The sequence below is a fragment of the Nereida sp. MMG025 genome, from assembly GCF_021654165.1.
Lineage (GTDB): Bacteria > Pseudomonadota > Alphaproteobacteria > Rhodobacterales > Rhodobacteraceae > Nereida.
Window position 1 is genome coordinate 510,476 of the sequence record NZ_JAKFZN010000002.1, and the last position, 13,667, is coordinate 524,142.

The 13,667-nt window shown below is 56.4% G+C and carries 14 protein-coding genes; 9 read left to right on the forward strand and 5 right to left on the reverse strand.

Translation table 11 applies throughout. From position 1 onward, the window contains the following. Window positions 1–12: 12 nt before the first annotated feature. From L1065_RS08615 to L1065_RS08630, 4 genes are all read left to right on the forward strand, one after another. Window positions 13–1,338, forward strand: a complete 1,326-nt coding sequence (locus L1065_RS08615; RefSeq protein ID WP_237095055.1) for an amidase — start codon at window positions 13–15, stop codon at window positions 1,336–1,338. Between the two features lie 109 nt (window positions 1,339–1,447). After that, window positions 1,448–2,626, forward strand: coding sequence for an aminotransferase class I/II-fold pyridoxal phosphate-dependent enzyme (locus tag L1065_RS08620; protein WP_237095056.1), 1,179 nt, complete (start codon window positions 1,448–1,450; stop codon window positions 2,624–2,626). Window positions 2,627–2,635: 9 nt separating this feature from the next. Next, window positions 2,636–5,542: a DNA translocase FtsK gene (locus L1065_RS08625; protein WP_237095057.1), complete on the forward strand. Its 2,907-nt coding sequence runs from the start codon at window positions 2,636–2,638 to the stop codon at window positions 5,540–5,542. A gap of 115 nt (window positions 5,543–5,657) precedes the next feature. Beyond that, window positions 5,658–6,257, forward strand: a complete 600-nt coding sequence (locus L1065_RS08630; protein WP_237095058.1) for an outer membrane lipoprotein carrier protein LolA — start codon at window positions 5,658–5,660, stop codon at window positions 6,255–6,257. Between the two features lie 7 nt (window positions 6,258–6,264). Here L1065_RS08630 and L1065_RS08635 read toward each other — a convergent pair whose 3' ends face one another. Further along, a complete protein-coding gene (locus L1065_RS08635; RefSeq protein WP_237095059.1) occupies window positions 6,265–6,849 on the reverse strand; it encodes a lytic transglycosylase in 585 nt (194 codons plus the stop codon). 80 nt (window positions 6,850–6,929) lie between these two features. Further along, window positions 6,930–7,811 (reverse strand): AEC family transporter, encoded by an 882-nt coding sequence (locus tag L1065_RS08640; RefSeq protein ID WP_237095060.1) that lies wholly within the window; start codon window positions 7,809–7,811, stop codon window positions 6,930–6,932. Between the two features lie 83 nt (window positions 7,812–7,894). Between L1065_RS08640 and hspQ the strand changes: the two genes are divergently transcribed. Then, complete coding sequence (hspQ, locus tag L1065_RS08645) at window positions 7,895–8,221, forward strand: heat shock protein HspQ (protein WP_237095061.1); 327 nt, start codon at window positions 7,895–7,897, stop codon at window positions 8,219–8,221. 15 nt (window positions 8,222–8,236) lie between these two features. On the opposite strand, the gene L1065_RS08650 is transcribed toward hspQ, so the two are convergent. The 3 genes from L1065_RS08650 to L1065_RS08660 all read right to left on the reverse strand — a co-directional run bounded on the left by L1065_RS08650 (window position 8,237) and on the right by L1065_RS08660 (window position 10,698). Then, window positions 8,237–9,808 (reverse strand): gamma-glutamyltransferase family protein, encoded by a 1,572-nt coding sequence (locus L1065_RS08650; protein WP_237095062.1) that lies wholly within the window; start codon window positions 9,806–9,808, stop codon window positions 8,237–8,239. Window positions 9,809–9,884: 76 nt separating this feature from the next. Then, on the reverse strand, window positions 9,885–10,319 hold the full coding sequence (locus L1065_RS08655) for an ATP-binding protein (protein ID WP_237095191.1): 435 nt from the start codon (window positions 10,317–10,319) through the stop codon (window positions 9,885–9,887). 43 nt (window positions 10,320–10,362) lie between these two features. Next, a complete protein-coding gene (locus tag L1065_RS08660; RefSeq protein WP_237095063.1) occupies window positions 10,363–10,698 on the reverse strand; it encodes an STAS domain-containing protein in 336 nt (111 codons plus the stop codon). 87 nt (window positions 10,699–10,785) lie between these two features. Between L1065_RS08660 and L1065_RS08665 the strand changes: the two genes are divergently transcribed. From L1065_RS08665 to L1065_RS08680, 4 genes are all read left to right on the forward strand, one after another. After that, window positions 10,786–11,940: an acetyl-CoA C-acyltransferase gene (locus L1065_RS08665; protein ID WP_237095064.1), complete on the forward strand. Its 1,155-nt coding sequence runs from the start codon at window positions 10,786–10,788 to the stop codon at window positions 11,938–11,940. Continuing rightward, on the forward strand, window positions 11,937–12,389 hold the full coding sequence (locus tag L1065_RS08670) for a GAF domain-containing protein (protein WP_237095065.1): 453 nt from the start codon (window positions 11,937–11,939) through the stop codon (window positions 12,387–12,389). Before L1065_RS08665 ends, L1065_RS08670 begins: the two co-directional genes overlap by 4 nt. Window positions 12,390–12,474: 85 nt before the next feature. After that, window positions 12,475–13,035 (forward strand): helix-turn-helix domain-containing protein, encoded by a 561-nt coding sequence (locus tag L1065_RS08675; RefSeq protein WP_370641162.1) that lies wholly within the window; start codon window positions 12,475–12,477, stop codon window positions 13,033–13,035. Beyond that, window positions 13,035–13,655 carry a LysE family translocator gene (locus L1065_RS08680; RefSeq protein ID WP_237095067.1) on the forward strand — a complete coding sequence of 207 codons (621 nt, stop codon included), beginning with the start codon at window positions 13,035–13,037 and terminating at the stop codon, window positions 13,653–13,655. The genes L1065_RS08675 and L1065_RS08680 overlap by 1 nt, the downstream gene beginning before the upstream one ends. The last annotated feature ends 12 nt before the right edge of the window (window positions 13,656–13,667 follow it).

The following is a 13,667-nucleotide window of genomic DNA, read 5'->3' on the forward strand; positions in this document are numbered from 1 at the left end:
ACGGAGGGCACGATGCACCAGTGGCAAAAGATGACGGCGGTAGAGCTTGGGGTGGGGATTGCGCGTGGCGAGATCGATCCGATGGCCCTGTGTGATGTGTTCTTGGCTGCGATTGAAGCGCATGAATTTGCCGATCGGATTTACGCGCGGCAGACGCCCGATCGCGCACGTTCAGAGGCGGCGGCGGCACAGCGCCGCGCCAAGGAGGGGCGTCGGCTGTCGCCTCTGGATGGCGTGCCTGTGTCGTGGAAGGATCTATTTGACAGCGCCGGTGTTGCGACCGAAGCGGGATCGCGGCTTTTGGAAGGACGCGTGCCAGCGGCGGACGCAGAGGTTCTGCACCACGCAACGGCGATGGGATTGGTGTGTCTGGGCAAGACGCATCTGTCGGAACTTGCGTTTTCAGGGCTTGGCTACAACCCGATGACGGCGTCGGCACCCTGCGTGAATGATGTGGCAGCGGTCGCAGGGGGCTCTTCCTCGGGGGCGGCAGCGTCGGTGGCTTTTGGCTTGGCGGCAGGGGCGATTGGCTCTGACACGGGCGGATCCGTGCGCATTCCTGCCTGCTGGAACGATCTGGTCGGTTTCAAAACCACCCACGGGCAGGTGTCGCTTGGTGGTGTTGTGGACCTATGCGCCAGGTTCGATACGGTCGGCCCTTTGGCACGCACGGTAGAAGATGCCGCCGCGCTTTATGCGGTGATGGGGGGCAGCACGGTCGATTTGCGCGGTGCTTCGTTAAAAGGCATGCGGTTCGGCGCCTTGCAAACAATCGTGCTGGACGATTTAGAGGAGGCGCCACGCAATGCCTATGCGCAGGCCATTGCAACGCTTGAAGCTGCAGGCGTGCAGGTCATTGCCTTTGATGCGCCCGAACTGCGCGGCCCGTTTGAGGATGCAGTTACGCTTTACACCGCAGAAGCCTATGGTCGCTGGCACCAGATGATCGAAGCGGCACCGCATAAAATGTTCGACAATGTGCGCGCGCGCTTTGAGCAGGGTAAGGACGTTGCTGCCTCGGACTATGTTGCCGCGTGGCAGCGGTTGGACGTGGCGCGCGCCCTTTGGGCCGAAACGATCGCAGGGTTTGACGCGGTGATCATGCCATCGGCCCCGATCATGCCGCCCAACCTCGCGCGGCTTGAAAGTGATACTGCGTATTTCAAACATGCCAATCTTATGACACTGCGCAACACGCGCGTTGGGAATTTGATGGGTGGATGTGCAATTACGCTGCCCACAGGCGTCCCAAGCACGGGAATTATGCTGAACGCTGCCGCAAATCATGATGCGCGGCTGCTGCGTGTGGCCGCTGCCGCCGAACGCGTCTTGGCGTAAAAGCCACATAATACACTCAAGATGCAGCCTTTTTCTGGACGCGGCGCTCTGGATTTGGTTTAATGAGCGCTAACGGGGCATTAACGATCCCGATTTTGAGGCAGTATTGATGTATCCCGAGCGGTTTACCGACCTTCCGGACTATGCGTTCCCGCGTTTGCGCGCCCTTTTGGATGTGCATGAAGCGGGCGGTCCGACTGTGCCGATGACCATCGGAGAGCCTCAGCATAAATTCCCGTCATTTATCAGCGATATTATCGCGCAGCACGCGGCGGGCTTTAACAAATATCCGCCCAACGACGGTGCGCCTGAATTGCTGGCGGCAATCGCGGCTTGGGTCGAACGACGCTATGCCGTTAAGCTGGACGCGGGCACGCAGGTTTTGGCGCTGAACGGCACGCGCGAGGGGCTTTATAACGTTGCAATGGCGCTGTGCCCTGAAACCAAAAACGGACATTGCCCAGTCGTTCTGACGCCCAACCCGTTTTATCAGGTTTATGCTGTGGCTGCGCTGAGCGTGGGGGCCGAGCCTGTCTACGTGGCAGCAACCGCCGAGACGGGTTTTATGCCCGACTACGCCAGCTTGCCTGCAGATGTGTTGGACCGTGTGGCGCTGTGTTATATTTGTTCGCCGTCCAATCCGCAGGGGGCCGTTGCGTCGGAAAGCTATCTGCGTGAACTGATCAGCTTGGCGGAAAAGCATGATTTCAAAGTGCTGGCAGACGAGTGCTATTCAGAGATTTATCGCAACGCACCACCCAAGGGCGCGATGGAAGTGGCCGCAGCGATGGGTGCTGACCCCGAACGCGTCTTGGCGTTTCACTCACTGTCCAAACGATCAAACCTTCCGGGCCTGCGCTCGGGCTTTGTGATGGGGGGTATACAATCCATTGCGCGTCTCAAACAGCTTCGCAACTATGCGGGCGCGCCGTTGCCATTGCCGCTGCAGCATGCGGCCGCCGCGGCGTGGTCGGATGAAACCCATGTGATCGAAAACCGCGCGATGTACGCCGAAAAGTTCGAAATCGCAGACAGTATTTTTGCAGATGTGCCTGACTACATCAGCCCAGAGGCAGGGTTTTTCCTGTGGTTGCCTGTTGCAGATGGCGAGGATGCGGCGTTGAAATTGTGGACCAAAACAGGCGTGCGCGTTTTACCAGGTGCGTATCTGAGCCGTGATGTGGACGGCCACAACCCAGGCAAGACATATATTCGGGTCGCGATGGTGGCCCCAAAAGAAGACATGCAGCGCGGGCTTATCGCCCTTCGCGACTGCATCTATACGTGAGGAACAGGAATGGCTTTTCAAACACGCGGACGCGACCCCCTTTTGGATACCAATATGCAAGCCGCCATCGAAAAACGCGGGCTGGAATTGGTAGGCATCGGCCTGCTTTTGGCTGGCGTTCTGACATGGGCCATGTTGTGGAGCTATGCGCCAACTGATCCGTCATTCATGGTTGCCACAGATGCACCCGTGCAAAACTGGTTGGGCCGCTTCGGCGCATCCATTGCAGGGCCCCTGTTTATGATCGTGGGCAAAGGTGCGTGGGCATTGCCGGCGGTGTTCTTTGCATGGGGCGCGCGGTTTATGCTGCACCGCGGACAGGAACGCGCCATTGGACGTCTGATCTTTTTCCCTATTTTTGTTGCTGTTGCGGCAATGTACGGCGCCACTTTGACGCCCCCTTCGGAATGGACACATTCTTTCGGTCTGGGGGGCTTGTTCGGTGAAACGGCGCTTGCTGTTTTGTTGAATATCCTGCCGTTCTCAGCCGCTATTGGGGTAAAGTTGATGGCCGTTGTTTTGGCTGCTGGCAGCCTTGCAATGGGTCTTTTCGTGCTTGGCTTTATCAAGGCAGAGCTGCGCCTTGTGACACGTTTTTTGCTGGTTGGTCTGATCATGACGTATGCGCAGGTGCTCAAACTGTTGGGCAAGGGTGCGTCTGGCGCGGCGATTGCAGCGCGCAAAATGGCGCAGGCACAGGCGGCCAAACGCGAAGAACGCGCAGCAATGCGGGCCGAAGAAGTGGCCTATGCACATGCTGAAACGCTTGTGCCGTCACCTGATGAAAAGGCACGTGTCGCCAATGTGGTGCGCTCTGATCCAGCCTTTGCCCCTGCGCATACGCCGCGCCCTGCGCCGATCCCCCAAGCGGCCGCGCCCTTGGTGGCTGATCCGCGCCCTGCGCCTGAGCCAGAGCAAAAAGCCGGTTTGCTGGCGCGGTTGATGCCCAAGCCTGCACCAATGCCAGAGCCAGAGTTGGTTGAACCTGCCCTAAGCGTAAATCTGGCCGCTGCGCCAACCGATGATCGCGTGCAGGCCCGTATTTCGGATGCCATCAAAAACCGCGTGCGTCAGACACCAGGCCAAGGCGCTGTGCGTGTTGAGCCGCAGGTCACGCGCCGTGGGCCAGACCCGCTGATCGCGGATACCGCACCCATGGCCGCCCCCGTAATTGAAACGGCCTTGCCAAGCGAGCCGGTGGTCATGATGCCAGAAATGGCACCTGCACCCGTTGCACCGCCAATGGCCGAATCCGCCATTGATCCTGTGGCACCAATGCCCGCGCCCGTCGCTGCGCCCAAAAGCGTTGTGCAGCATCCTGTCAAAAAACCTGTGCAACCATCCACACGGGCCAAAGCTGAAGCGCAGCCTGCACTTCAGTTTGAGGAAAACGCTGCCGACTATGAATTGCCGCCACTTAACCTGTTGCGCGCGCCCGATACCGTTGAGCGTCATCACCTGTCGGATGAGGCACTGGAAGAAAACGCGCGCATGCTGGAAAGCGTGCTGGATGATTACGGCGTGAAGGGCGAGATCGTATCGGTGCGCCCCGGCCCCGTCGTCACGATGTATGAGCTTGAGCCCGCGCCCGGTTTGAAGGCAAGCCGCGTGATCGGATTGTCGGACGATATTGCACGGTCCATGTCGGCGCTGTCGGCACGTGTTTCGACTGTGCCTGGCCGCTCGGTCATCGGGATTGAGTTGCCCAACGAAAACCGCGAGATGGTGGTGCTGCGCGAAATCCTGAGTGCGCGGGACTTTGGCGACAGCAATATGCGGCTGCCGCTTGCCCTTGGCAAAGACATCGGTGGTGACAGCATCGTGGCTAACCTTGCCAAAATGCCCCACTTGCTAATTGCGGGGACCACGGGTTCGGGTAAATCGGTTGCGATCAACACGATGATCCTGTCGCTGCTGTATAAGCTGACGCCCGAAGAATGCCGCCTGATCATGATTGACCCCAAGATGCTGGAACTGTCGGTCTATGATGGCATCCCCCATCTGCTGAGCCCTGTTGTGACCGATCCCAAAAAGGCCGTGGTCGCGCTCAAGTGGACCGTGGGCGAGATGGAAGAACGCTATCGCAAGATGTCGAAGATGGGTGTGCGCAATATCGAAGGCTACAACAGCCGTGTGCGCGACACGCTGGCCAAAGGTGAACTGTTCAGCCGCACGGTGCAGACAGGGTTTGACGATGATACGGGCGAGCCGATCTTTGAGACCGAAGAATTCCAGCCCGAAGTCCTACCCTATATCGTCGTGATCGTCGACGAGATGGCCGACCTGATGATGGTTGCAGGCAAGGAAATCGAAGCCTGTATCCAGCGCCTTGCGCAGATGGCGCGGGCCTCGGGGATTCACCTGATCATGGCGACGCAGCGTCCGTCGGTTGATGTGATTACTGGCACGATCAAAGCGAACTTTCCCACACGGATTTCGTTCCAGGTGACCAGCAAAATCGACAGCCGCACCATTCTAGGCGAGATGGGCGCCGAACAACTGCTTGGCATGGGTGATATGCTTTACATGGCGGGCGGCTCGAAAATTACGCGTGTGCATGGGCCGTTCTGTTCGGATGAAGAGGTTGAGGAAATCGTCAATTACCTCAAAGCCTTTGGCCCGCCAAAATATATGAGCGGCGTGGTTGATGGCCCCGACAGTGATAAGGAAAGCGACATTGATGCGGTGCTTGGCCTGAACACTGGCGGCAACACCGACGGCGAAGATGCGCTCTATGACACCGCGGTGCAGATCGTGATCAAAGATCGCAAATGTTCGACCAGCTACATTCAGCGCAAACTGGCGATTGGCTACAATAAGGCGGCCCGTCTGGTGGAACAGATGGAGGACCAAGGACTTGTTTCGCCTGCCAATCATGTGGGCAAACGCGAAATCCTTGTGCCCGAGCAGCAATAAACTTACCATCAAAACAATGTGTTAGGCGATGCTATTGCCTAACACTCGGCAAAATGATGCCCTATGCCCATATCAAACGGTGCAAACCGAAACGACGAGGCATAGGTAGAGAGTTATGAAACCGATGAAATTGATCTTGAGTGCTGCTTTTGTAGTGGCGATGGCTCTGCCAGCGGCGGCCGAAAAAATCTCGCTTAATGCGTTGTCCAGCTACCTGAACAAGATGCAGACAGCACAGGGTGAATTCACCCAGATTAACGCTGATGGCACAATCTCGACGGGGACGATTTATATCAAACGTCCTGGGCGGATCCGCTTTGAATATAACCCGCCAGAAAAAACACTTGTGATGGCGGGTGGCGGTCAGGTGGCTGTGTTCGATGGCAAGGGTGTGAACAATCCTGATCAATACCCACTAAAGCGCACACCGCTTAACCTGATCCTTGAGCGCAACGTCGATCTGGCCAAACGCAATATGGTTGTGGGGCATACCAGCGACGGGGCGACCACCACAGTCAAAGCGCAAGACCCCGAAAACCCGCAGTATGGCAACATCCAGCTGGTGTTCACCGCCAACCCGACCGAGTTACGCCAATGGGTGATTACCGACGATACGGGCAGTCAGACCACTGTCATCTTGGGTGATTTGCAAAAGGGCGGCAGCCTAAGTGCGCGCCTGTTCAACATCACGCAAGAAGCCCAAAATTGGAATTGATAATCGCTTAGGCCTTGCCGCAGCTGGCCAGCTGGCTGCGGTAGTTAATCGAGCGTTGCCCAACTTCACCAGCAACGCGGATCAACCAAGGTTTCGCGTTATACGACCCACGTGCATAGCCCGTGCGACCTTCGTGATACGCGAGGTATTGGTTGCGTGCATCGGTTAGCGGGATGCCCAAACGATCACGGCTTTGTGCCATATACCAGCCCATGAAATCGGTCGCATCGTCGATGTCATCGCGTTTGGCACGAAACGCGCGTTGATCGCGTTGGTATTCTTCCCATGTGCCATCAAGGGCTTGGCTGTAACCATAAGCAGAGCTTTGACGCCCCATCGGGATCACGCCAAGCGTGTAGCGCAGCGGCGTGCGCGCATTGCCTATGAATTTGCTTTCTTGGTAAATCGTGGCCATCTGAACATGCACAGGCACACCCCATTTGCGCTCGGTCCGCTTCATCGCATTCAGATAACCTGGGCGCTGTGCCAGAATGCTACATGCGTTGTCCAAATTGCGTGGGGCCGAATAATTCCCGCTGCCACATGCCGCAACAAGAACGCATAGTACGATAGCCTTAGTCAGTCTGCTCATTTGCCTGATCCCAATTTCGGGTTTTGTTGCAGGCAGTATAACCCGACGCGATGGCTTGCGCAAAGCATTGCAACAGCAAATCAGACCAAAAACGCTAAGGTGAGCGGAATTGTGATGAGCGACAGTACAGTTGAGACGACGACCAGCCCCGCAACGGATTGCGCATCCGCACCATATTTTTCGGCGAGAAGGTAAGAGGTAACAGCGACAGGCGTGCTGACTTGCAAGATCAGAACAGCAAGCGCCACTGGTTCAAGCTGAAGCCAGATGCCGATGCCTGCTGCGGACCCGATGCAGATGACCTGCTTGGCCACCGCCAGCCCTATCGCCAAAGGCAAACGCGCAGGCGTCAGGCGTGCAACGGCAACACCCAGTGTGATCAGCATCATCGGGATCGCCATGTCACCGGTAAGGCGTAGCGCATTTGTCAAAAAGGTCGGTGTTTGCCAGCCTTGCCAAAGAAAAAGCGCGCCCAAAAGCGTGGCGGCAACCACCGGCTCTTTGAACATCTTGGCGGGCGATCCGCCGCCCGAAACCATGTAAATCCCGATGGTAAAGGAATAAATCGCCATGATTGCAAACACGACAACCGCATATCCAAGTCCGACATCGCCAAAGGCAAACAAGGCCAGTGGCAGTCCCAGATTGCCCGTATTGCCCATGATCAATGGCGCCATAAACGTCTGTTTGTTCAGTTTCAGGGCGACAACCAGTATCCACACCAACAGCGTCACCGCGCCGTAGGCGAGCACAGATGCCAACGACAAAGCGGTTAAAGCCGCTGGTGGAATTTGCGTTTCCATCAGCGCCACAAAGATCAGGCAGGGCACCGAAATAGTCATCGCAAGCCTTGTTACAAAGGCCACGCGATACTCAAACCCAAGCTTGACCCAAACAAATCCGATGCACGCCAACAAGAACACAGGCGCGGTAATTTCCAAAACTGTTAGGGCGAGGTTCACAAACTGTTTCCTTCAAAATACGGGCCAAACCCTAGACTCGTGCCCTTTCGACGTTTACTCACGGCCCGTGGGGGACACAACATATGTTGAAAACACGCGCGAAATATCACCTTGGCCAAGTTGTGCGCCATCGCAAGCATCCCTTCCGGGGTGTGGTATTTGATGTTGATCCCGAATTTTCGAATACCGATGAGTGGTATGACGCCATCCCCGAAGACAGCCGCCCTGTGAAAGATCAGCCGTTCTACCATTTGCTGGCTGAGAACGATCAAAGCTACTATGTGGCTTATGTGTCCGAGCAGAACCTTGTGGCAGATTACTCTGGCGAACCTGTCGGGCACCCCGATCTGGATGATTTGTTTGGTCCATTCCACGATGGCAGTTACCCGCTTCAGTTTCAGATGAACTAAAGCGGGCGTCCTGTTTTATGCCCCAATCGCGCAGCCGTCCTTGCGTGGGTCAGATGCCCCTTCCAGAACACCGTTGTCATGGATCAGGATCGCCTGTGCGCCGCCAATCGGCGTATCGGGGACAACGACGGAATGTCCCATCTCACCAAGAGTGCGCCGAACCGCTTCACTGTATCCGCGTTCAACCTTGAAGGCGCCCGCGTCCGAGAAACTGCGCGGCGCATCTATTGCGCTTTGTGGGTCCATCCCGAAATCCACCATATTGCTGACAAGTCGCGCATGGCCATTGGGTTGATACGCCCCGCCCATGACCCCAAAGGGCATAATAACCCTGCCCGATTTGCGGATCATGCCTGGAATGATCGTGTGCAGCGGGCGTTTGCCGCCTGCCGCCTCATTGGGGTGGCCCGCCTCAAGCGTGAAGCCTGCACCGCGATTTTGGAAAAGCACCCCGTAGTTTGGTGTCGAAATACCTGAGCCAAAACCATGAAAAATCGAATAGATCAGCGACACGCTCATTCGGTTTTTGTCCACAACGGTGATATAGATCGTGTCTTTATGCACCTGTTCGCTTATCGCTTTGGGATCAGGCATCGCCTGCTTTGGATCGATAAGGTCGCAAAGTTTGTCTGCGGTGCTTTGCGCCATCAGGTAATCGGCTGCATCGCCGCCATCCGCGACGAAGCGATTGCGCGCATCATAAGCCAGTTTGGCGACCTCGGCTTCAATATGTGCGCGTTCTGCGCCAAAGGGATCCATGTTGGAGATCTCGAACCGCTTGAGCATATTCAGCATAAGGTTCGAAATCACACCGTGGCCGTTTGGCGGATGTTCCACAACCTCAAGATCGCCATAGATGCTGCTGACGGGGGTGGTGTAATCGCCCTTGGCGCGCGCGAAATCGTCCAGAGTATGGGTGCCGCCAAACTGGTTGAGTGTATCAACCATCTCTTGCGCGACTGCGCCTTTGTAGAACCCATCGCGTCCATCGGCGGCAAGGACCTCCAGTAGTTTCACTTGGCGGGGATCTTTAAACACGTCTCCCGCCTTAGGTGGCGTGCCACTTGGCATAAATTGATCGCGGGCATCGCCTTGAAGCGTGCCTTCATCGTTTTGCCAATCAAACGCGACGCGCGCTGCGACGGGGACACCCTCTTTGGCGTATTTTATCGACGGGGTCAGCAGGTCCGCCCAAGGCAATGAGCCCCAGTCTTTCGACAAGGTGCAAAACCCGTCAACGGCCCCTGGAATTGTAACCGCTGCTGCCGAGTAGGGCGGGATTACGGTGTGGCCTTCATCACGCAGCGCCTGTGCCGAAAGGCCCGCTGGCGCGCGCCCTGATCCGTTGAATGCCTTGATCTCATCTGTTCCTGCGGGTGAAAACAGTGCAAAGCAATCACCGCCAAGACCTGTCATTTGCGGTTCACAAAATCCTAAAAGAATGGCGCCTGCGATGGCTGCATCCATTGCGTTGCCACCTTTATCCAAGATGGACAGAGCAGCCTGCGCAGCCAAAGGATGTGACGTCGCCACCATCGCCTCTTGGCCCAAGACTGGCGAGCGGCCCGGAAAGTGAAAGTCACGCATATGAAAGCTCCATCGGTATTTAGCAGAGACTGAAGTGTAGCCTAAATCCGTATCGCGTCCATGTGCATCGGATGTATCATTCAGACATCGAGTATGCCGCGATCTCAAAAGTCAGCGTATTCACACCTGCGGTTCGTTTATACGTAAGGGTTTGGGTTAACGTGTGTATCAATGCCCAACCAAAACCGCCTTCTGGCAAATCGCCGACCGCCCCATCAATGATCGGGTTTTTCAATGGTGGAAGTCGAAGATCGGGCATTGGGACGCCATTATCTGAAACGGTAAAAAGGGTGGCTGTCTCGTTTGCTGCAAAGCATAATTCGATCCATCCGTCCTCACCACCATTGCATGCATGTTCGACGATGTTGTTGAGAACTTCCGCAACGACAATTTCGCAAGCGCCCCGATCGCAATTCGGATGATTGCGAAGCTCGACCAAAAGGAGGGCAAGGGCGCGGCGGACGGCTGTTTCGTCCGCCGCAAACCGGGTGCGGAAAGGTTCGTGGATCATCACGGGATCGGGCAGGAAGTGACGGCTTACAACCTGCGCCAAGCTAAGCATCACAACTGCCCAGGTCGGGCACATCCGCATGAATTTTGAATACGCTGTCCATACGGGTCAGCCGAAAGACCTTTTGAACAGTTTCGGACAAACACGCCAATTCAAGTGACTGCCCGTCATTCATTTGTTTTAGGGCGGCTACAATCGCGCCAAGACCACTTGAGTCGATAAAATCAACCTGCCCCAAATCCAGAAGCACACGTTGGGGCGCGTCTGCACTCAGGATGCGCATTTGTTCTTTGAACTGAATTGCGCATAGCGCGTCGATCCGTGGTTCATTAACGGTGATGATCATTGCATCGCCGACGGTTCTTTGGTCCAACTGCATGGGCGGTCCTCACTTGGGCTTTGCATGCAGGCTAGAGAGTAAGTCTTACGATTTGGTAAGCACCGCAAATCGGATAGGGAGAGTTTTATGAAAGATGTCTTTATCACAGGCGCGTCGCGCACACCGATGGCAGGGTTTCAAGGGGCGTTCGCAGGATTGAGCGCAGCCGAGCTTGGTGGCGCGGCAATCAAGGCTGCGCTTGTGCAGGCGGGGCAATCTTGTGTTGATGAAGTGTTGATGGGCTGTGTTTTGCCTGCAGGGCAGGGTCAGGCACCTGCACGCCAAGCAGGGTTTGCTGCAGGATTGGCGGAAGAGGTGCCTGCGACCACGCTTAATAAAATGTGCGGCTCTGGCATGAAAGCGGCAATGATCGGCTTCGATCAAATCGCACTTGGACACACGCAGACCATGGCTGTCGGCGGTATGGAAAGCATGACCAACGCCCCTTACATTGTTCCCAAAATGCGCAGCGGCGCGCGCATCGGGCACCAGTCCATGCAAGACAGCATGTTTCTTGATGGGCTGGAGGATGCATATGACAAGGGCCGCTTGATGGGCACATTTGCCGAAGACTGCGCCGAGAGCTTTCAATTCACACGCAGCGCTCAGGATGAATATGCATTGGCCTCTTTGACCCGCGCACTTGATGCGCAAAACGCGGATGCCTTTGATGGGGAAATTGCCCCTGTCACCGTGCGCAGCAGGACAGGCGAAAGCGTGATCGCGGCGGATGAACAACCGGCTAACGCGCGTCCCGACAAAATCCCGCACCTTAAACCTGCTTTTCGCGCGGGCGGGACGGTGACGGCTGCCAACAGCAGTTCAATTTCGGATGGCGCTGCGGCACTGGTGCTGAGCGCGGATAAATCTCATGCGCGTGCCCGTATCGTCGGCCACGCCAGCCATGCCCAAGCGCCAAACTTGTTTACCACTGCACCTGTGCCTGCAGCCCAAAAGCTGTTGGCCAAGATCGGATGGAGCAAGGACGACGTGGATCTTTGGGAGGTCAACGAAGCGTTCGCTGTCGTTCCAATGGCATTCATGCACGAGATGGGATTGGAACATAGCATCGTCAACGTGAATGGCGGGGCGTGTGCGCTTGGTCATCCGATTGGCGCATCGGGTGCGCGGATTATCGTGACGCTTTTGAATGCGTTGGAAAAACGGGGTCTCAAACGTGGTGTGGCTGCCATTTGCATCGGAGGCGGCGAGGGAACGGCCATCGCCATTGAACGTCTATGAGGGTGGACTACGCAACGCTTGGTCAAACGTTGGCGTCCCTGACCGAAGGCGAAGATGACATTGTGGCGCTGATGGCGACCTTTGCGTGCGAGGTGCATCATTCGGACGATCGGTTTGACTGGACGGGGTTTTACCGCGTGGTGGCGCCAGATTTGTTGAAGATCGGGCCCTATCAGGGCGGCCACGGATGCCTTGTGATCCCCTTTTCTCGTGGGGTGTGCGGGGCTGCGGCACGCACGGGGCAGGTTCAACTGGTGCCAGATGTTGATGCGTTTGAGGGGCATATCGCATGTGCCTCTTCTACGCGGTCCGAATTGGTGCTGCCCGTTTGGAACACATCAGGCGATTTGCTTGGTGTTTTCGATATCGACAGTGACCAACCAGATGCCTTTACATCGCAAGATGCCCAAGAAATGACCGCGCTTTTGAAGGCAACCTTCGCGCGATAGCGCATGGTGTAAAAAAGGCTTGGCAGACTCACAGAATTGCGGTTACGTGAAATTATAGATGATTTTTTCACGGGGTTCTGACGTGCTGCATCATTCTCCTTCCAAAACCTTGGGCGCTGATCTTCGCGCCCTGCGCAAGGCACGGGGACTGACGCTGACAGATCTTGCCGAAACACTTGGCCGGTCTGTTGGTTGGCTTAGCCAGGTAGAGCGCGACAAGTCGGATCCTTCAATCAATGATCTGCGCGAGATCGCAGCGGCCCTTGATGTGTCTGTCTCCAGCCTGTTTCGGGCGGATGCCGAAGCGTCCGAGGTGGGTTATGTGGTGCGTGCAGGCAATCGCCGGCCCATCGGATCGCGGGATGCCGGACTTGTCGAAGAACTGCTTTCCCCCGATCTGACTGACGATTTCGAGGTGGTCTATTCCTCGTTCAAATCAGGCGCAAAGCTTGGCGCAGCGGTGTGCCGCCCCACCCAAGAGGTGGGGTACGTTATCAGCGGCTGCCTGGACCTCTCTATCGGGGAGCAGTCGTTCAAACTTGGTGCGGGTGACAGCTTTCGTATCAAGGGCGAGCCGTTTCTTTGGGCCAATCCTTATCCTGAAAAATGCGATGTCATCTGGGTCATCGCGCCCCCTGTTTACTGATGTCGTTTCACGCGTGGATCATATTCGCTAGTTTTTGGGTCGTCTTTGTAACCACGCCTGGCCCGAATGCAGTGAATTGTATCCAGAACGGAATGACACTTGGATTTTTGCCGTCGCTTTGGGGCGTGCTTGCGATCCTCACACAAGCGACCGTGTTCATGCTTTTGTCAGCGGCAGGTGTGGCGGCCCTTCTTGTCAGCGCCCCCGAAGTCTTTGCCGCCGCGAAAGTTATTGGCGCGGCCTTCCTGATCTATTTAGGCCTGCGCGGGTGGCGCGCCTCGCGCAAACCGATCCGCACGCCTGAGGGCCGCGGTGGGGTCTATCTTCAAGCGCTCGGGATCGCGACGATCAACGCGAAATCGGTGACGGGGTATCTGGCGGCATTCACGCAATTTGTGCAGCCGGATGTGCCGATCTGGTCGCAGATGGGTGTGATTATGCCCACGGCACTGACGATCACTGCACTGAGCTACACAAGCTATACCGCGGTTGGCGCAGGCCTTGGCAAGCTGGCTTTGGGCGCTGTCATGAACCTTTGGGTGCGGCGCGCTATGGCATTTTGCTTTATCATATACGGGGCTCTGCTTGGTGGCAGTGCATTCCAACCAAACAAAGCCTAACGGCTACAAAAG

Coding starts and splice junctions, on each gene's coding strand:
- L1065_RS08615 (WP_237095055.1), top strand. CDS start 13: ATGCACCAGTGGCAAAAGATGACGGCGGTAGAGCTTGGGGTGGGGATT.
- L1065_RS08620 (WP_237095056.1), top strand. CDS start 1,448: ATGTATCCCGAGCGGTTTACCGACCTTCCGGACTATGCGTTCCCGCGT.
- L1065_RS08625 (WP_237095057.1), top strand. CDS start 2,636: ATGGCTTTTCAAACACGCGGACGCGACCCCCTTTTGGATACCAATATG.
- L1065_RS08630 (WP_237095058.1), top strand. CDS start 5,658: ATGAAACCGATGAAATTGATCTTGAGTGCTGCTTTTGTAGTGGCGATG.
- L1065_RS08635 (WP_237095059.1), bottom strand. CDS start 6,849: ATGAGCAGACTGACTAAGGCTATCGTACTATGCGTTCTTGTTGCGGCA.
- hspQ (WP_237095061.1), top strand. CDS start 7,895: ATGTTGAAAACACGCGCGAAATATCACCTTGGCCAAGTTGTGCGCCAT.
- L1065_RS08650 (WP_237095062.1), bottom strand. CDS start 9,808: ATGCGTGACTTTCACTTTCCGGGCCGCTCGCCAGTCTTGGGCCAAGAG.
- L1065_RS08655 (WP_237095191.1), bottom strand. CDS start 10,319: ATGATCCACGAACCTTTCCGCACCCGGTTTGCGGCGGACGAAACAGCC.
- L1065_RS08660 (WP_237095063.1), bottom strand. CDS start 10,698: ATGCAGTTGGACCAAAGAACCGTCGGCGATGCAATGATCATCACCGTT.
- L1065_RS08665 (WP_237095064.1), top strand. CDS start 10,786: ATGAAAGATGTCTTTATCACAGGCGCGTCGCGCACACCGATGGCAGGG.
- L1065_RS08670 (WP_237095065.1), top strand. CDS start 11,937: ATGAGGGTGGACTACGCAACGCTTGGTCAAACGTTGGCGTCCCTGACC.
- L1065_RS08680 (WP_237095067.1), top strand. CDS start 13,035: ATGTCGTTTCACGCGTGGATCATATTCGCTAGTTTTTGGGTCGTCTTT.